Source organism: Sphingomonas faeni, assembly GCF_023195535.1.
Lineage (GTDB): Bacteria > Pseudomonadota > Alphaproteobacteria > Sphingomonadales > Sphingomonadaceae > Sphingomonas > Sphingomonas faeni_B.
The window spans coordinates 453672-470018 of record NZ_JALPNF010000003.1; the positions used below are offsets into that span (position 1 = coordinate 453672).

14 protein-coding genes are annotated in these 16347 nt (G+C 65.1%); 7 read left to right on the top strand and 7 right to left on the bottom strand.

Features of this window, described 5'->3' with window-relative positions; all coding sequences use genetic code 11:
* Window positions 1-87: 87 nt before the first annotated feature.
* Entirely contained in the window at window positions 88-696 is a 609-nt protein-coding gene (locus tag SPHN_RS09350; protein ID WP_248522874.1) for a Dps family protein, read from the bottom strand.
* A gap of 164 nt (window positions 697-860) precedes the next feature.
* Here SPHN_RS09350 and SPHN_RS09355 point away from each other — a divergent pair, with 164 nt between their 5' ends.
* The 3 genes from SPHN_RS09355 to SPHN_RS09365 all read left to right on the top strand — a co-directional run bounded on the left by SPHN_RS09355 (window position 861) and on the right by SPHN_RS09365 (window position 5651).
* Entirely contained in the window at window positions 861-1775 is a 915-nt protein-coding gene (locus tag SPHN_RS09355) for an ROK family protein (protein WP_248522875.1), read from the top strand.
* Window positions 1776-1866: 91 nt separating this feature from the next.
* Window positions 1867-3768 carry a putative bifunctional diguanylate cyclase/phosphodiesterase gene (locus SPHN_RS09360; RefSeq protein ID WP_248522876.1) on the top strand — a complete coding sequence of 634 codons (1902 nt, stop codon included), beginning with the start codon at window positions 1867-1869 and terminating at the stop codon, window positions 3766-3768.
* Window positions 3769-3860: 92 nt separating this feature from the next.
* Complete coding sequence (locus SPHN_RS09365; protein ID WP_248522985.1) at window positions 3861-5651, top strand: CHASE4 domain-containing protein; 1791 nt, start codon at window positions 3861-3863, stop codon at window positions 5649-5651.
* A gap of 11 nt (window positions 5652-5662) precedes the next feature.
* Here SPHN_RS09365 and dinB read toward each other — a convergent pair whose 3' ends face one another.
* The gene (gene dinB, locus SPHN_RS09370; protein WP_248522877.1) at window positions 5663-6745 is read right to left on the bottom strand and encodes a DNA polymerase IV; all 1083 of its coding nucleotides are present in this window, start codon (window positions 6743-6745) and stop codon (window positions 5663-5665) included.
* Window positions 6746-6844: 99 nt separating this feature from the next.
* On the opposite strand from dinB, the gene SPHN_RS09375 reads away from it, so the two are divergent.
* Complete coding sequence (locus tag SPHN_RS09375) at window positions 6845-8272, top strand: phospholipase D-like domain-containing protein (RefSeq protein WP_248522878.1); 1428 nt, start codon at window positions 6845-6847, stop codon at window positions 8270-8272.
* Between the two features lie 167 nt (window positions 8273-8439).
* Here SPHN_RS09375 and ctrA read toward each other — a convergent pair whose 3' ends face one another.
* The 3 genes from ctrA to SPHN_RS09390 form a co-directional block, all read right to left on the bottom strand.
* A complete protein-coding gene (gene ctrA / locus SPHN_RS09380; RefSeq protein WP_248522879.1) occupies window positions 8440-9141 on the bottom strand; it encodes a response regulator transcription factor CtrA in 702 nt (233 codons plus the stop codon).
* 177 nt (window positions 9142-9318) lie between these two features.
* Entirely contained in the window at window positions 9319-9492 is a 174-nt protein-coding gene (locus tag SPHN_RS09385) for a hypothetical protein (protein WP_248522880.1), read from the bottom strand.
* Window positions 9493-9686: 194 nt separating this feature from the next.
* Window positions 9687-10580, bottom strand: a complete 894-nt coding sequence (locus SPHN_RS09390; protein ID WP_248522881.1) for a LysR family transcriptional regulator — start codon at window positions 10578-10580, stop codon at window positions 9687-9689.
* A gap of 146 nt (window positions 10581-10726) precedes the next feature.
* Between SPHN_RS09390 and SPHN_RS09395 the strand changes: the two genes are divergently transcribed.
* Entirely contained in the window at window positions 10727-11446 is a 720-nt protein-coding gene (locus SPHN_RS09395) for a pirin family protein (RefSeq protein WP_248522882.1), read from the top strand.
* Window positions 11447-11571: 125 nt separating this feature from the next.
* Window positions 11572-12174, top strand: coding sequence for an NAD(P)H:quinone oxidoreductase (gene wrbA, locus SPHN_RS09400; protein WP_248522883.1), 603 nt, complete (start codon window positions 11572-11574; stop codon window positions 12172-12174).
* Between the two features lie 51 nt (window positions 12175-12225).
* Here wrbA and SPHN_RS09405 read toward each other — a convergent pair whose 3' ends face one another.
* Window positions 12226-13491: an arsenic transporter gene (locus tag SPHN_RS09405; RefSeq protein ID WP_248522884.1), complete on the bottom strand. Its 1266-nt coding sequence runs from the start codon at window positions 13489-13491 to the stop codon at window positions 12226-12228.
* Window positions 13492-13970: 479 nt separating this feature from the next.
* On the opposite strand from SPHN_RS09405, the gene SPHN_RS09410 reads away from it, so the two are divergent.
* A complete protein-coding gene (locus SPHN_RS09410) occupies window positions 13971-15266 on the top strand; it encodes an MFS transporter (RefSeq protein ID WP_248522885.1) in 1296 nt (431 codons plus the stop codon).
* Window positions 15267-15411: 145 nt separating this feature from the next.
* On the opposite strand, the gene SPHN_RS09415 is transcribed toward SPHN_RS09410, so the two are convergent.
* Window positions 15412-16290, bottom strand: a complete 879-nt coding sequence (locus SPHN_RS09415; RefSeq protein WP_248522886.1) for a LysR family transcriptional regulator — start codon at window positions 16288-16290, stop codon at window positions 15412-15414.
* Window positions 16291-16347: the final 57 nt, after the last annotated feature.

The window sequence follows — 16347 nt, forward strand, 5'->3', positions numbered from 1 at the left end:
CACGCAACAGCCGTGACTCCTTTCCTCCCCCTCCGTCAGGCAAGTGCCTGCCACCTCCCCCTGACGGGGGAGGATTGCAACATCACCTTACTTGTCCTCGCGGACCAGTTCGGTCGCGGCGAGATGCTCGGCCAGGAACCAGACCTGCGGCTCGTGGGTGCGGACGATGTTGCTCACCAGCAGGTCGTTGGTGCCGTCGTCGCCCGACTCATCGGCTGCCTGCGCACCCTCGTGAGCCTGGCGCAGGATGATCTCGTGCGCCTCGAGCAGGCGGGCGAGCTGGGTCGGAACGTCCTCGCGACCCTTGGGCGGGCGGGGGATCGTCGTCATCTCGGCAACGTCGTGCGCCATCGCGATCGAGATGCCGCCGAGCGCCATGATACGCTCCGCGACGAGATCGACGAGCGCGGCCTGCTCCTCGTAATGCTTGTCGAGCAGGAGGTGCAGTTGATAGAATGTCGCACCCGACATCTGCCAGTGATGCTTCTTGTACATGTCGCGGATCGTCATCGTGTCCGCGAGAACCTGGTTCAGCGTCGCCACGCTCTGCGCGCGTGCGTTGTCCTCGAGCGCGATCGGCAAACGCTTGAGCGTGCCGAAGGCCTGGATTTCGCGATACTCGACCTTGTACTGCGGCTGCGCTTCGACCGATACGTTGGTGTTCGCCTTCGCCGGTTTTGCGGGCTTCTTTGCCATGGGAGATTCCTGTCTGTTCGGTTGAACTCGACAGGCATAACGCATGACCGGGCGGATCGACAGCGGATGAAATCCTCGTTCACCGTGATCGCACGGCCGGCCCGCTCTTGACGGGAGGGCTCCAGCGAAGGAAGCGGGCGCCAGCAACGCGTTGGGAGTTCAGGATGACGGAAGCACCTCTGGTCGCAGGGATCGAACTCGGCGGGACAAAATGCATTTGCATTCTTGCGCGCGGGCCCGACCGGATCGAGGAAACCGTGCGTATCCCGACCACGCGGCCCGACGAGACGCTGACCGCGATCGAGGCGGTGCTGGATCGCTGGAGCGGGTTCGTGGCGATCGGCATCGCCAGTTTCGGGCCGGTGTCGATCGATCGCCACTCGCACGACTACGGCCATATCACGACAACGCCCAAGCCGGGCTGGGCGGGAACCGACATCGCCGGACGGTTGCAGCGACGCTACGGCGTGCCCACCGGTTTCCACAGCGACGTCGTCGGCGCCGCGCTCGCCGAGGCGTTTTGGGGGGCGGCAAAGGGCCTGCCGGATATCGCCTATGTCACGGTCGGCACCGGCGTCGGCGCCGGCATGATCGCGAACAACCGCCCGGTCGACGGGCTGACGCATTCCGAGCTTGGCCATATTCGTCCCGCGCGATTTCACGGTGACGACTGGATCGGCAATTGCCCGTTCCACGGCGCCTGCATCGAGGGACTCGTCGCGGGGCCGGCGATCGCCGCGCGGATCGGCTTCCCGGCTGACGAAGCCCCGGCCGAGCATCCGGTCTGGGACGGCGTCGCCGACGCGCTGGGTCAGCTTTGCCACACGCTCGTGCTGACCGGTATTCCGCGACGGATCGTGATGGGCGGCGGCGTGATGGGCGCGTCGCACCTGTTTCCGCGCGTTCGGGCGGCAATGACGCGCAGTCTGGGCGGGTACATCACGCTGCCCGAGGTGGCGTTGACCGAGACGTTCATCGTGCCGCCCGCTCTCGGCAACAATGCCGGGCCTTTGGGGGCGATCGTTCTCGGCGGACAGGCGCTCGGGCATCAACTGGAAACGTCGTTCACGGCGTCTTAACCACCTTTCGTTACCGCATCATCACAAGGACGGGAGGCAGGTAGGCTATCGCCGGACGGCTCCGGTCCTGCCTCGCGAGGAGCGGTTATCGATGCGCATTCTGATCGTGGACGACGAGTCGCCGATGCACGACAGCTACCGGCGGAGTTTCGCCGGTCCGCGATCGAGCCGCGGCATGGCGCTGGACGCAATGGTGGGCGAGCTGTTCGGCAACGAAGCGCTCCATACCGTCGAAAATGCGCCGGCGTTCGCGCTGGCGCATTGCGACCAAGGGCTCGACGCCGTGGTCGCGGTCGAGCAGGCGCTGGCTGAGGGCGATCCGTTCGCGGTCGCGTTCATCGACATCCGGATGCCGCCGGGAATCGATGGCCGCGAAACCGCAAAGCGGATTCGTGCGCTCGATCCCGATATCAACCTCGTCATCGTCACCGGCTTCTCGGACTTCTCGCCGGTCGAAATCAGCAAGGTTGCGGGGCCGGCCGACAAGATCTTCTACATCGCCAAGCCTTTCGAAGTCGCCGAGATCCTGCAGACCGCGACGGCGCTCGCACAGCGCTGGCGGAACGATCGCGATCTGGCTGCCGCGCGCGACCTGCTGGCGGCACAGGTGGTGCAACTCGAAGAACAGGCTGCCGAGCTGGCCGCGAACGAAAGCCGGGCGCTGCATCTGGCAACGCATGATTCGCTGACCGACGCACCCAACCGGCTCGCCTTCCTGCGAGCGCTTTCCGCACGGACGCGTGCCGACGGCCTGTTCGCGACCGTGATGATCGATCTCGATCGGTTCAAGCTGGTCAACGACACGCTTGGGCATCTTGCAGGCGACGCGCTGATCCGTGAAATCTGCGCAATCCTCAACCGCGCGACACCCGATGGTGCGATCGTCGCGCGGCTTGGTGGAGACGAGTTCGGCATCCTGTTCGAAACGTCGGGCGAGGAGGCTGCGGTGATGGCCTGCGACCTGATCGTCGCGGCATGCTCGGTCAGCCTTCAGGTGTTCGGCAATTCGGTGCAGGGCGGTGCGTCCGCCGGGCTGGTCGTGACGGCCGGCGGTCAGGGCCGCGATCCGGTCGATGTCATGCGCCGCTCCGACCTTGCCCTGAACGATGCGAAGCGCGGCGGACGAGGCATCGTCCGGTTGTTCGACGAGGGCATGGACGAGGGTATCCGTTTCCGTCGCCGCGTCGAGGGCGGCTTGAGCCAGGCGATCGCAAGGGGCGAACTCAGCCTCGTCTATCAGCCGATCGTTTCCCGCGACGCGATCGACGTGGTCGGATTCGAGGCGCTGGTGCGGTGGAACACGCAGGAATATGGGCTGATGAGCCCGGCGACGTTCATCCCGATCGCGGAGGAATCGAACCTGATCCACGAGCTCGGCGACTGGGTCCTGCGCGAGGCGCTCGAGGTGCTGAAGCAATGGCCGGGGCAATATGTCTCGGTCAACTTTTCGCCGCGCCAGTTTCGCCGCCACAATTTCGTCGGGCACATCATGGAGAGCGTCCAGCGCGCAGGCATCGCCCCCGCGCGTCTCCAGATCGAAATCACCGAGACCGCGATCTTCGACGATGCCGAGCGCGCGGCCGAAACGCTCTACAAACTGCGGCAGATGGGCTTCCGGATCGCGCTCGACGATTTCGGCACGGGCTATTCCAGCCTCTACAATATCCGCAAGTTCGCGCTCGATTGCCTCAAGATCGACAAGTCGTTCATCGACGGCATGGGCCGCGAGCGCGAAAGCGCGGCGATCGTCCATTCGATCATCCATCTGGGGCGTGCGCTCGGCCTGGGCGTGGTCGCGGAAGGCGTGGAGACCGAGGCGCAGGTCCAGGCGCTGCGCCTAGCCGGGGTGAGCTATCTGCAAGGGTATTTCTTCTCCCGTCCGGTCACCGCCGATCTCGCGCTGACGATGGCGCTGTCGGGTACGCTGACGGGCAAGGACGACGTGTCGAACGACGACCACAAGATTCGCCAGACGTTTGGAATCCGTAGCTGATGCCTTCTGCCGCGATGGGTCGGCTGCCGCCTCTTCTAGGTCGACAGTTCGGACGGACGCGGACCCGGTCGTCGCTCGGCGGGAAGCTGGTGATGATCATGACCGCGGTCGGACTGATCGCGACGATCGCAATCACGCTGTTGCTCGCGAGCGTCATCACGCCGAGCTTCACCAAGCTCGAGGACAAGGCGATCGCGGGGCATGTCGCGCGCGCCCGAGTCGCCTTGTCCGATTATGCCGCCAAGGTCGAAAGTGCGGTGCGCGACTATGGCGACTGGACCGACAGTTATGTCGACATGGCCGATGCGAACGAGGGTTTCGATCACTCGCGCTTCTTGCCCGTCGCGATGCGCAATATAGGGGTCGACGGCATGGCGTATATCAGTCCGCTGGGTCGTACCGTGATCGCGGGCTGGCAAGATGCGGCCGGCGAACCGCGTGCCAAGGTCCAGCGCCAGAGGCTGAGGGCGATGATTGCGCGTACCGATCTTGCTACCGCGCTGGGGCCGCGCAGCTCGGGGCGGTTTTATGCACGGATCGGCAACTCGGTTGCTGCGATCGGTGTCGCACGCGTTCGTCGTCCGGACGGCAGAGGACGTCCGCGTGGCTACGTGTTGATGGCGCGGGTCATCACCGCGCCGCATCTGTCGACGCTGCTCCAAGCCGGTGCGCGGATCGATATCATGCCCCGCGGCGATGTCGCGGCCGTGACTCGCGAATCGTCGAAGGTGACGATTGCAGTGCCGTTGATCGGTGCCGACGGTCATGCGGTTGCCGACGCCCGCTTCAGCGTGCCCCGCGATGTTTCGCTGCTGGGCCGGCACATGCTGATCTTCGCAGTCGCCGGCTCGACCATGGTGCTGTTGCTGGTGCTGTTGGTGCTCAGACGATTGATCGAGAGGCTCGTTCTGCGACCGCTCCACCGTGTCGAGAGCCATATGCAGCGGGTTCGCCTGTCGGGATCGCTGGCCTTGCTCGACGAGGACGGGCGGCGCGACGAAGTCGGCTCGCTCGGACGGAGTTTCAATGCGATGCTGCGACAGCTGAAGGATCTGCGCGAACAGATCGAAGTGCAGTCGTTCGATCTGGGGCGGAGTGAAAGCGCGGTCGCGGTCATGCACAACGTCAGCAACGCGCTGAACCCAATCAGCACGATCCTGAGCCAGGGCATCGTGCAGTCCGCCGCAATCGATCGGGCGACGCTAGACCGCGCGATCGCCGAACTCGCTCGGGGCGACATACCCGCTGCGCGTCGCGGCAAGCTCGCCGCGCTCGTCGCGGCCGCGATCGAGGCCGAAAGCGCCGACCGCGAAGCCAGGCGCCGTGAGTTGATAGTCGGACGCGAGGCAATGGCGGACGTCCTGGAGATCATCGGTCAGCAACAGAAAGCGGCGCACGAACGCCCCGCGCTGGAGCTGTGCGATGTGAGCGACATCATCGCCCGCAACGCGACGATCGTGCGATATTCGCTGGGCGCCTCGATTGCGTTCAGCTTTCCGGCCGGCCCGAGCCCGGTCATGGCGAGCCGGGTCATCCTCAGCCAGGTGATCGCCAATATTTTCGGTAACGCGGTCGAATCGATCGCCGCGCGCGGGACTGGAAGTGGATCGATCGTCGCGACGATCACCGAGGCGAATGGCCGGGTTACGATCGCCGTCCGCGACGATGGCGAGGGTTTCTCACCTCAAGCTGCTGCAATGCTGTTCCAACGGGGCTTTTCGACGCGTGCGCACAAGTCGGGCGGACTGGGGCTACACTGGTGCGCCAATTCCATGGCCGCCATGAAAGGCACTTTGCGGCTCGAGAGCGACGGGCCGGGGCTCGGCGCCGTCGCGATTCTGACGCTCGACGCAGGCGATAGGGCGCAGTCGAAAGCGGCCTAAAAAATCACGCGTCACAGCAGGCTCGGCTGAACCTCGTCCTCGTCGCCCATGATTCCCGACAATGTCAGGCCAAGCAGTCGCACACCATCGGGCACCGGCAGTTGTGCCATCAGCAGGTCCAGCCCGGCGTCCAGGAATGCCGCCTTATCGGTCACCGCCGACAGCGACGACCGGGCGCGCGTGATCGTGCGGAAATCGGCATGGCGGAGTTTCAACGTGATCGTCCGCCCGCGCGTGCCGTGTCGTTCGATCCGGACCCATGCCGCATCCGCCACCCGCTGCAGGGCAGCACGCAAGTCCTCGGCAGTGGTCAGGTTCGTCTCGAACGTCCGCTCCGCCCCGACCGATTTCGCCGCGCGATTGACCCGCACCGGACGATCGTCGATCCCGCGCGCCGCCCTGTAGAGATACTCGGCATAGCTGCCGAAATGCGCCTGGAGGAAGGCAAGGCTCTGCGCGAACAGGTCCGCTCCGGTGAGGATGCCGAGCCGTTCCATCTTCTGCGCGGTCACCGGCCCGACGCCGTGGAAGCGCTTGACCGGCAAAGACTGGACGAACGCTGCGCCACGCTTCGGCGTAATGATGCAGATCCCGTCGGGCTTGTTCTGGTCCGAGGCGAGCTTGGCGATGAACTTGTTGTAGCTTACTCCGGCGGACGCTGTGAGGCCGGTATCCGCCTTGATCCTGGCGCGGATTTCCTCCGCGATCGCCGCCGCCGTGCCGAGGCCGCGAATATCCTCGGTGACGTCGAGATAGGCTTCGTCGAGCGACAGCGGCTCGATCAGGTCGGTATAGTCGGCGAAGATCGCGCGGATCCGGTCGGACACTTCGCGGTACACGTCGAAGCGCGGCGGCACGAACACCAGGTCGGGGCAGCGCCGGATCGCGGTGACCGACGGCATCGCGCTGCGCACCCCGAACGCCCGCGCCTCGTAGCTCGCCGCCGCCACCACGCCGCGTGCGCGCGATCCGCCGACCGCCACCGGCCTGCCCCTGAGCGAGGGATCGTCGCGCTGCTCGACCGAGGCATAGAAGGCATCCATGTCGACATGGATCACCTTGCGCTGGGCGGGAGGCTGGGTAGGAGGAAGCATCAGCGCGTTAGATAGGCGCGCGGAGGGCGGCGATACAGGGTGCATCCGCAACCAATCGCGCGGCCGCGGGTACTGCCGACGGGCAACGAAGGGACGCGAATGCAGGTCGGGACGGAATGCTGGCGGGTCGAACGCGCCGAACAGATGGCGGTGATCGTCGATGCGGAGAAGTATTTCCGCACCGCACGCGTCGCCATGATGGGGGCCAAGCGCCGCATCCTGTTGATCGGCTGGGATTTCGACGCTCGCATCGAACTCGAACCCGGCGTCGATCGCCCCGGCGAGCCGAAGAAACTCGGCGAATTCATGCTATGGCTGGTCGAGCGTGAGCCGGAACTCGAGGTGTTCGTGCTGCGCTGGGATACCGGCGCGATCAAGTCGCTGTTCCGCGGCTCGACGGTCTTCACGATGATGAAATGGATGAAGCACAAGCGCATCCACACCAAGCTCGACGGGCATCACCCGACCGCCGCGTCGCATCACCAGAAGATCGTGATCATCGACGATGCGCTGGCATTCTGCGGCGGCATCGACATGACCGGCGACCGCTGGGACACGCGCGACCACCGCGACGACGAACCGCACCGCATCCAGCCCTCGGGCAAGCCCTACAAGCCGTGGCACGACGCCATTAGTGCCGTGCAGGGCCCCGTCGCACATGCGCTGGGCGAGTTGTTCCGCCGCCGCTGGCATCTCGCAGGCGGGATGAAGATGGAGACGGGCGAACCCGGCAGCAAATTCTGGCCCGAGGGGCTCGAGGTCGATTTCCGTGACGTCGACGTGGCGATCGCACGCAGCGAGCCCGAAATGTCCGACCAGGAGCCGGTGTACGAGAGCGAGGCGTTGTTCCTCGGCCAGATCGCGCGCGCCAAGAAGCATTTGTACATCGAGAGCCAGTATTTCGCGTCGCGCAAGATCGCCGAGGCGGTCGCGAAGCGACTAGACGAGGCGAACGGTCCCGAGATCGTCATCATCAACCCGACTACTGCGCAGGGGTGGTTGGAGCCGATCGCGATGGATACCGCGCGTGCGCGGCTGATGGAGGCGCTGCACCGGCGCGACACGTATAACCGGCTGCGGATGTATCATCCGTTCACTGCGGGCGGCGAGGCGATCTATTGCCATGCCAAGATCCTGATCGCCGACGAGGAGGTGTTCCGGCTCGGCTCATCGAACGTGAACAACCGTTCGTTGCGACTCGACACCGAATGCGACCTGGCGATCCGTGCGACCGATGCGGCGACGTCGAAAGGGATCGTCGCGATCCGCGACGGCCTGATCGCGGAGCATCTCGGCGTCGAGCCGCAGGTGGTGAGCGACCTGATCTCGGAGACCGGCTCGCTGATCAAGACGATCGAGCGGCTGCGCGGCGAGGGCAAGACGTTGCAGCCTTACGAGGTGCCGGACCTGACCTCGGTCGAGGAATGGCTCGCCGACAACGAGGTGCTCGACCCGGAAGGCCCGCAGGAGATGTTCGAGACGTTCAGCAAGCGCGGCCTGTTCCGCCGGTTGCGGCGGAAGAAGTAGGTCAGCCCCGCCCGCACCCGTCATCCTGACGAAAGTCAGGACCCAGGGTTCCGAACACACCGCTTGATTGCCCTGGATCCTGACTTTCGTCAGGATGACGGGGCACACAGGAAAGGCCGCGATACCCCCCGGTACCGCGGCCTCTAGCGCTCCCGAATACGGGGGAGTTACGCGACCTGGGTTTCGAGCGCTTCGTCGGGCTCGCGCAGCACATAGCCGCGACCCCAGACGGTCTCGATGTAATTCTCGCCATCGCATGCCAGGCTGAGCTTCTTCCGCAGCTTGCAGATGAACACGTCGATGATCTTCAGTTCGGGCTCGTCCATCCCGCCATAAAGATGGTTGAGGAACATTTCCTTGGTGAGCGTGGTGCCCTTGCGGAGCGACAACAGCTCCAGCATCGCATATTCCTTGCCCGTCAGATGCACGCGGCTGCCACCGACCTCGACCGTCTTCGCGTCGAGGTTCACGGCCAGCTTGCCGGTCCGGATGACCGACTGGCTGTGACCCTTGGAGCGACGGACCACGGCGTGGATGCGTGCGACCAGTTCCTCGCGGTGGAACGGCTTGGTAACATAGTCGTCGGCGCCGAAACCGAAGCTCCGCACCTTCGAGTCCATTTCGTTCACGCCCGACAGGATCAGCACCGGCGTCGATACCCGCGCGACCCGGAGCCGCTTGAGCACGTCGTAGCCATGCATGTCGGGCAGGTTCAGATCGAGCAGGATGATGTCGTAGTCATACAGCTTGCCCAGATCGAGGCCTTCTTCCCCGAGATCGGTGATGTAGACGTTGAACCCTTCGGTCGTCAGCATCAGCTCGATAGCCTTCGCCGTGGTCGGCTCGTCCTCGATCAGCAGAACCCGCATGCGTCGTCCCCTTGTCGCGAGACCGCCCGACACCCCATGTCTGCAGCTCGACTTAGATTTATTAACCACACAACATCTGAAGGCAAAAGGTTAATTTCGAGCTAAGGCTCATGGCCGCGTGATCGAGCCCCTCGGTTTGCACCGCATTATAGTGCGGCGTGCGCAATCAATTTGCCGTCAGCGGTCGTCTCGCCGGGCGAGATCATTGCGAATCGTCTCGCTGAGCGTCGCATATACTGAAGCCTGGTCGAGATGCGTTCGGCGCTGTGCCAAAGTATCGGCAGTGGCGGCAGCATAAAGCTCCGCGTCGGCCAGCCGTTCATAGTCGGCTGCGGTAACGATGATGGGCAAGAAAAATCTCGATCGCTGGCGGTTGCGCGCAATGCCGACGCAGGGCGTCGACGCGGATTGAAAGCGGCAACAGGAACGGAGTGTCTCTGCAGAAGGATGCCGAATCGGGTCGCGTCTGGGTCTTCCGCGCGTCAGGGCGAGCCTGGACCGGGACGAATCCTGCTACCCCGCACCCAAGGGCTATTATGCCGCCTTCAGAGCGGGTCCCGGAGCCGCCTCGTCAGGAATTCGATCAGCGCCTCGACACGGGCAGGGCGTAATGGGCTGGGCGGGGTCAGAAGATGCAGCCCGATCGGGGCGGGGGCCCATTCTGGCAGGATCGTCGTGAGCGCCCCGGTCGCCAGGTACGCATCGATAATGAAATCGGGCAGCCGCGCGATGCCGAGCCCGGCGACCAACGCCGGTACGATCGCCTCTCCGCTATTGGCGGTCAGCGGCCCTTCCGCGCGAACCGAAACCTCCGCGCCGCCGGGACCCTGAAAGCGCCAGGGCCCGACGACGTTGGAATAGCCGAACAGCTTGTGCTCGCCGAGTTGCGCGGGATGCGTCGGCGTGCCGTTGGCCTCGAGATATCGCGGCGCCGCAACGAGATGCGCCTGGATCGTGCAGAGCCGGCGCGCGCGGAGTGAGCTGTCGGGCAACTCGGCGATACGGAGTGCGATGTCGAACCCTTCGGCGACGATATCGACACGCGCATCGGACAGATGCAGATCGACCTCTATTCCCGGATGTGCGGCGAGGAATTCGGCGAGCAGCGGTGCGACGTTCTTGATCCCGAAGCTCATCGGCGCAGCAAGGCGGACACGACCGGTGGGCGCACTCGCGGCATCGTTGGCGGACTCTTCGGCAAGCCGGGCCTCGGCGAGGATACGGCCGGCATGCTCGGCAAGAGGTTTACCAGCCTCGGTGAGGGCGAGACGGCGCGAGGTGCGGTGGAACAGCGACTGGCCGAGATGCGCCTCGAGCCGCGTAATCGCCTTCGACACGGTCGCCTTGCTCAGTCCGATCGCGTCGGCAGCGGCGCTGAACGAGCGATGCTCGACGACGCTCGCGAAGATCGCCCAGGCTTCGAGATCGGGCAGGCGCATAAGGGGAGCTCCTTCATTGTATTCTCCCCCTTGCGTGGAGGATTACTTACAGCCGGTACGCTAGCAGCGAAACGATCGGTTTCCAGCGTTTCTATTTACGTCTTGATCCACGCGCTTATCTTGGCGTCAACCAGTGGAGACATGTCATGACGACCACGACCTTGAGTAAAGTTGAACGCCGCTCCTTCGAAAGCCTGGGCCATGCCGATCACGGCTGGCTGAACGCGCGGCACCATTTCTCGTTCGCCAGCTACTATGACCCCGCGCGGATGGGCTGGGGCGCGATCCGGGTGTGGAACGACGACCAGATCGCCGCGAATTCGGGCTTCCCGCCGCACCCGCATCAGGACATGGAGATTATCACCTATGTCCGCAGCGGCGCGATCACCCACCAGGACTCGCTCGGCAACAAAGGGCGTACCGAGGCCGGCGACGTCCAGGTGATGAGCGCAGGCACCGGCGTCCGCCATGCCGAGTATAACCTCGAGCCCGAGACGACGACGATCTTCCAGATCTGGATCGAGCCGTCGCGCAAGGGCGGTTCGCCGAGCTGGGGTGCCAAGCCGTTCCCGAAGGGCGAGCGCTCCGGGCAGTTCGTAACGCTTGCGAGTGGGTTCGAGGGTGACGTCGATGCATTGCCGATCCGCGCGAATGCCCGGGTGTTGGCCGCTACGCTGAAGGCCGGGGATAGCGTCGACTATGCGATAGACGACGGCCGCCACGTGTATCTGGTGCCCGCGACGGGCGCGATCACGATCGGCGACGAAGCCTTTGGCGCGCGCGACGGAGCGGCGCTGCTGGGCGGCCAGACGGTGACGATCACGGCACAGGATGACGCCGAGATCGTTCTGGTAGACTCGGAGTAAGCGTCCCGCGGCGACCTTTACCGTCACCCCAGCGAAAGCTGGGGTATCTCGGTTCGAGCCGCCGCACCCGCCCCATAAAGACCCCAGCGTCCGCTGGGGTGACGGACTTTCCAGGAGACTGACAGATGACCAAGGTTCTCGTGCTGTATTACTCGTCCTACGGCCATATCGAGCAGATGGCGGACGCCGTTGCCGAAGGCGCGCGCGCCGGTGGTGCCGAGGTGGACATCCGCCGCGTCGCCGAAACCGCACCGCAGTCGGTGATCGAAGCCGCGCATTTCAAGACCGACAGCGGGCATGCAGAGATCGAAGGCCCCGCCGCGTTGGAGCAGTATGACGCGATCATCGTCGGCGCACCGACCCGCTTCGGCCGGATGCCCGCGCAGATGGCGCAGTTCTGGGACACGACCGGCGGCCAGTGGTTCTCCGGCGCGTTGATCGGCAAGGTCGGCGGCGCCTTCACCTCGACCGCGAGCCAGCATGGCGGCCAGGAAACGACGTTGTTCTCGATCATCACCAACCTGATGCATCACGGGCTGACGATCGTCGGGCTCGACTATGGCTTCCAGGGGCAAATGGGCGTCGACGCGGTCAAGGGCGGCTCGCCCTATGGCGCGACGACGCTGTCGGATGGCGACGGCAGCCGCCAGCCGAGCAAGGACGAGCTCGACGGCGCGCGCTATCAGGGCAAGCGCATCGCCGAGACGGCGGCCAAGCTTAGCGCCTGATCCGACACACGACGCGGGTGGCAACGCCCGCGTCGTTTCGCGTGCGGAGGGTCAGCCGATCAGCAACCGCATCCCGAGCGCGGCGAACAGGGCTGGCGGCATGACCACCGCCCCGACCTTCAGGAAGCGCCAGAACCCGACATCCTCGCCCTCGCGACGGATTGCGGTGAGCCACAGGATCGTCGCCAGCGAGCCGGTGATCGACAGGTTCGGCCCCAGGTCGACGCCGATCAACAGCCCGTCGGTGACGATCTGCGGAACATGCGCCTGACCCAGCGTCGTGCTTGCAATCAGCCCGGCGGGCAGGTTGTTCATCAGGTTCGACCCGAAGGCGAGGATCGTCCCCGCAATCCCGGCTGTTGCTGCGGGCGAATTGGCGGCCCCGGCGGCCAACCACCGGGCGAGCATCGCGATGACGCCGGTGCTCGCCAGCGCCTCGACCAGCACGAACAGTCCGGCGACCAGCGGCAGGACCGCCCACGATACCGACCGCACCGTCGAGACCGGCGACTTGCGACCACCGATGCAGATCGCCGCAGTTGTCGCGATACCCGCCAGGCACGTCGGCAGGCCCAGATCATAGCCGCGCGCCGATGCGACGATGAGGAGCACCGCGGTCACGACGATCCCGCCGAGCGCGACGATCCCGCCACGCGGCAGCGTCATCGCCGTCACGTCGGTTTCGCACGTGCCGCCCAGCCGCTCGCGCTCGACCCAGCGCAACATCAGGAACGTCACGCCGATCGCCATCACCGACGGCAGCGCGAACGACGCCATCCACGCGCCGAGCGTCGGCATCTGGCCACCGTAAAGCACGAGGTTGGCAGGGTTCGAGATCGGCAGCACGAAGCTGGCCGCATTGGCGATCAGCGCGCAGGCGAACAGCATCGGCAGCGGATCCGCCTTCGCCTTCTTCGCGGCGGCATACACCGCCGGGGTCAGCACGACGGCGGTCGCGTCGTTCGACAGGAAAATTGTCACGACGATGCCGACACCGAACACGAGCGCGAACAATCGGTTGGTCGATCCTCTCGCCATCCGGACGGCCTGCACCGCGACCCAGTCGAACACCCCTTCCGCCCGCGCGACTTCCGACAGCAGCATCATGCCGATCAGGAAGAGATAGACGTCGCTGCCCTTCAATACCGCGGCCCACGCTTCGCCGATCGGCAACAGGCCGAACACGACGAGCACGAGCGCCCCGGTCACCGCCCACACCGCTTCAGGCAGCTTGAACGGCCGAGCAATCACGCCGAACGTCGCGATGAAACAGACCGCCCAGATCGCGTATCGGGCCGCTATGTCGGGTTGAGTCACGTCGCGGCTGTCCCGTCCGAAAATTTACGCTGCGCCGTCACTGGAGCCCGCGAGTTCGTGACACGGATCACCGGTCGAGCCCATTCTTGTCGAGGCCCCGCTGCGCACCGTCGATGCCGCGCTCTGACGGCTGGTCCCTGTGCTTTTGCACAACGGCTGAGGGCGCACCAAATCGTGACAGCCTGTCGTACCCATCGGCTTCGTCGATATGCCGGTCGCTAGAGTGAATCCACGTCAGGCATCCTGCCATTATAGTTTATTCCAAGTCGTTTCGATCGTTCGCAGCCAAGCGCAAGGATAGGCGCTTCGTTCCGTGACATTTCTTTCATGATTTCATCCTGAACCCGCTCGTTCAGTTTCGGTTTAACCTTGGAGATCATTGGGAAAAACCCGATCGTATATATATTCCCCGGTGCTGGAAACTTTGCCGCTGGCCAGCTCTTTAGCGCTCGACGAATAGCGACGTATAGGGACTCCTGATGGCCATAATCGCGGACAGCGCGCCCAAAATCGCCGGTGGAGGGAGACAGTCGGGAAACATCCCGACGCGCACGCTCGACGCGCTCAACTTTTTCCTGGCCGATGTCCGCGACGGTCTTGGACCGTATCTGGCGATCTATCTGATCGCGGTGCGAGGGCCGGCGCATGGCTGGAACGAGGCGACCGTCGGTGCGATCCTGACGATCGCCGGGATCGTCGGGCTGATCTCGCAGACCCCCGCGGGCAGCCTGATCGACCGCGCCAGGAACAAGCCGCGGATCGTGATGATCGCCGCGTTGCTCGTCACGCTCAGCAGTATCTCGCTGCCGATCGTCACCGGCTTTACCGCGGTTGCCGTCACGCAGTCGGTCGCGGCTATCGCCGGCGCGGTGTTCGCGCCCGCGATCTCGGCGATCACGCTTGGACTGGCCGGACCCAAGCTGTTCGCCAAGCGAGTCGGCCGCAACGAAGCGTTCAATCACGCGGGCAACGCGGTCTCGGCGGCGGTGGCCGGCGTGCTGGCCTGGAAGTTCGGCCCGGTCGTGGTGTTCTGGTTGATGGGCGGGCTGACCGTCGCGAGCATCGTGAGCGCCTCGCGGATCAAGAACGACGACATCGACAACGCGGTCGCGCGCGGGCTCGATTGCGAACCGGACGAGGCCGCCGCGGACGACGACGCCTCCGATTGTGAGCAGCCGAGCGGCTGGAAGACGCTGCTGGAAAACAAGCCGTTGATGATCTTCGCGCTCGCTGCGTTCCTGTTCCACCTCGCCAACGCGGCGATGCTGACCTCGGTCAGCCAGCTTCTGGCGCGCACCGTCGGCAAGGATCTGGCGACCTCGCTCACCGCCGCATGCATCGTCGCAGCGCAGCTGGTGATGGTGCCGGTCGCGATCGTCGTCGGTCGCAACACCGAGCGCTGGGGGACCAAGCCGTTGTTCCTGGTCGCCTTCGCGTTCCTCGCCGCGCGTGGCGCCCTCTACACCGTGTCGGACGATCCGTGGTGGCTGGTCGGCGTGCAGGCGATGGACGGCATTGGCGCAGGCATTTTCGGCGCGCTGTTCCCGGTCGTGATCGCCGACCTGACCAAGGGCACCGGCCGCTTCAACGTCAGCCAGGGTGCGGTGGCGAGCGCGCAGGGGCTGGGGGCGGCGCTGTCGGCGACGCTTGCCGGCGCTATCATCGTCTGGGCCGGCTACACCGCCAGTTTCCTGACGCTGGCGACCATCGCGGCACTGGGGTTGGGCCTGTATGCGCTGGCCATGCCCGAAACAAAGGACAAAGGCACGGCCTGATCCCCAAGGGCTTCACCTTTGGAAATGCGCTCCAACGGTGACGTTTGCGCAGTATTCGGAGGGGAGGGGCTCTGGACGGACGAACGTCGTGGGAGGCGAGCATCGCGAGCAGCGGGTCGTCGGCCTCGAGCTGCACGCGGTGGCATCAGGAGACCTCGTCGGGATGTATCGCCGCGACCAGCGCGGCGAGCGTCGGCGATTGGGCAAGCTCGTGCGGGTCGGCATGCGGTGCGAAGACGAGACCGATATCGCGGGTGAAGTCGAATCCTTCGAGGTGTGCGTGGACGATTCCGGGCTCGCTGAAACAGTCCGGCATCACGGTGACACCCAGGCCGGCGCGGACATAGCTCAGCGCCTTGTCGTCGCTGGTCGTGCGCGATGCGAACACCGGGCGCACGCCCCGCGTCGTAAAGAAGCGGCTGGTCTCGGGCAGCAGTTCGCAGTGGCGACGGACGATCATCGGATCGTTGCCGAGTTCCTCCGCGCGGATCACGTCGCGACCCGCGAGCGGGTGCGACACGCCTAGCGCAAGGCTGTAGCCTTCGGTGAAGAGCCGCTGGCTGGCGTAATCGTCGCCATCGCGGAGCAGCATCAAGGCGACGTCGATCCGGCCGCGCGCAAGCCGCTCGCGCAGGTCGCGCTCCTTGCCCTCGACGATCTCGATCTGGCTGCCGGCGCCGCGCGACCGGTGTTCGCGCAGGAAATCCTCGATCCAGCGGCGCGGCGTCGTCGCCAGCACGCCGAGCCGCAGCGTCTGCTGGGTCGGCGTGCCGATCACCTCGCGTTCGGCAGCGGCGAAGGTCGCCTCGATCGTGCGGGCATGGGAGACCAGCCGCGCGCCGGCATCGGTCAGCGCGACGCGTCGGTTTGTGCGGTTGAACAGCGGGTGGCCCAGCGCGGTTTCGAGCTTGGCGATCCCGACCGACAAAGTAGGCTGCGACACGTTGCAGGCCGCCGCCGCGCGCGAGAAATTGCCGGTATCGATGACGGATAGGAAATACCGCAGATGATAGCGATCGATCATAGACATTATCTATAGCGTTGATCGCGATCTTTCAATTTTCCAGCGATCGGGCAATCC

Excerpts from the sequence above, each read along its gene's own strand:
- SPHN_RS09350 (WP_248522874.1), bottom strand. The coding sequence starts at position 696 with ATGGCAAAGAAGCCCGCAAAACCGGCGAAGGCGAACACCAACGTATCG.
- SPHN_RS09355 (WP_248522875.1), top strand. The coding sequence starts at position 861 with ATGACGGAAGCACCTCTGGTCGCAGGGATCGAACTCGGCGGGACAAAA.
- SPHN_RS09360 (WP_248522876.1), top strand. The coding sequence starts at position 1,867 with ATGCGCATTCTGATCGTGGACGACGAGTCGCCGATGCACGACAGCTAC.
- SPHN_RS09365 (WP_248522985.1), top strand. The coding sequence starts at position 3,861 with ATGATCATGACCGCGGTCGGACTGATCGCGACGATCGCAATCACGCTG.
- dinB (WP_248522877.1), bottom strand. The coding sequence starts at position 6,745 with ATGCTTCCTCCTACCCAGCCTCCCGCCCAGCGCAAGGTGATCCATGTC.
- SPHN_RS09375 (WP_248522878.1), top strand. The coding sequence starts at position 6,845 with ATGCAGGTCGGGACGGAATGCTGGCGGGTCGAACGCGCCGAACAGATG.
- ctrA (WP_248522879.1), bottom strand. The coding sequence starts at position 9,141 with ATGCGGGTTCTGCTGATCGAGGACGAGCCGACCACGGCGAAGGCTATC.
- SPHN_RS09390 (WP_248522881.1), bottom strand. The coding sequence starts at position 10,580 with ATGCGCCTGCCCGATCTCGAAGCCTGGGCGATCTTCGCGAGCGTCGTC.
- SPHN_RS09395 (WP_248522882.1), top strand. The coding sequence starts at position 10,727 with ATGACGACCACGACCTTGAGTAAAGTTGAACGCCGCTCCTTCGAAAGC.
- wrbA (WP_248522883.1), top strand. The coding sequence starts at position 11,572 with ATGACCAAGGTTCTCGTGCTGTATTACTCGTCCTACGGCCATATCGAG.
- SPHN_RS09410 (WP_248522885.1), top strand. The coding sequence starts at position 13,971 with ATGGCCATAATCGCGGACAGCGCGCCCAAAATCGCCGGTGGAGGGAGA.
- SPHN_RS09415 (WP_248522886.1), bottom strand. The coding sequence starts at position 16,290 with ATGATCGATCGCTATCATCTGCGGTATTTCCTATCCGTCATCGATACC.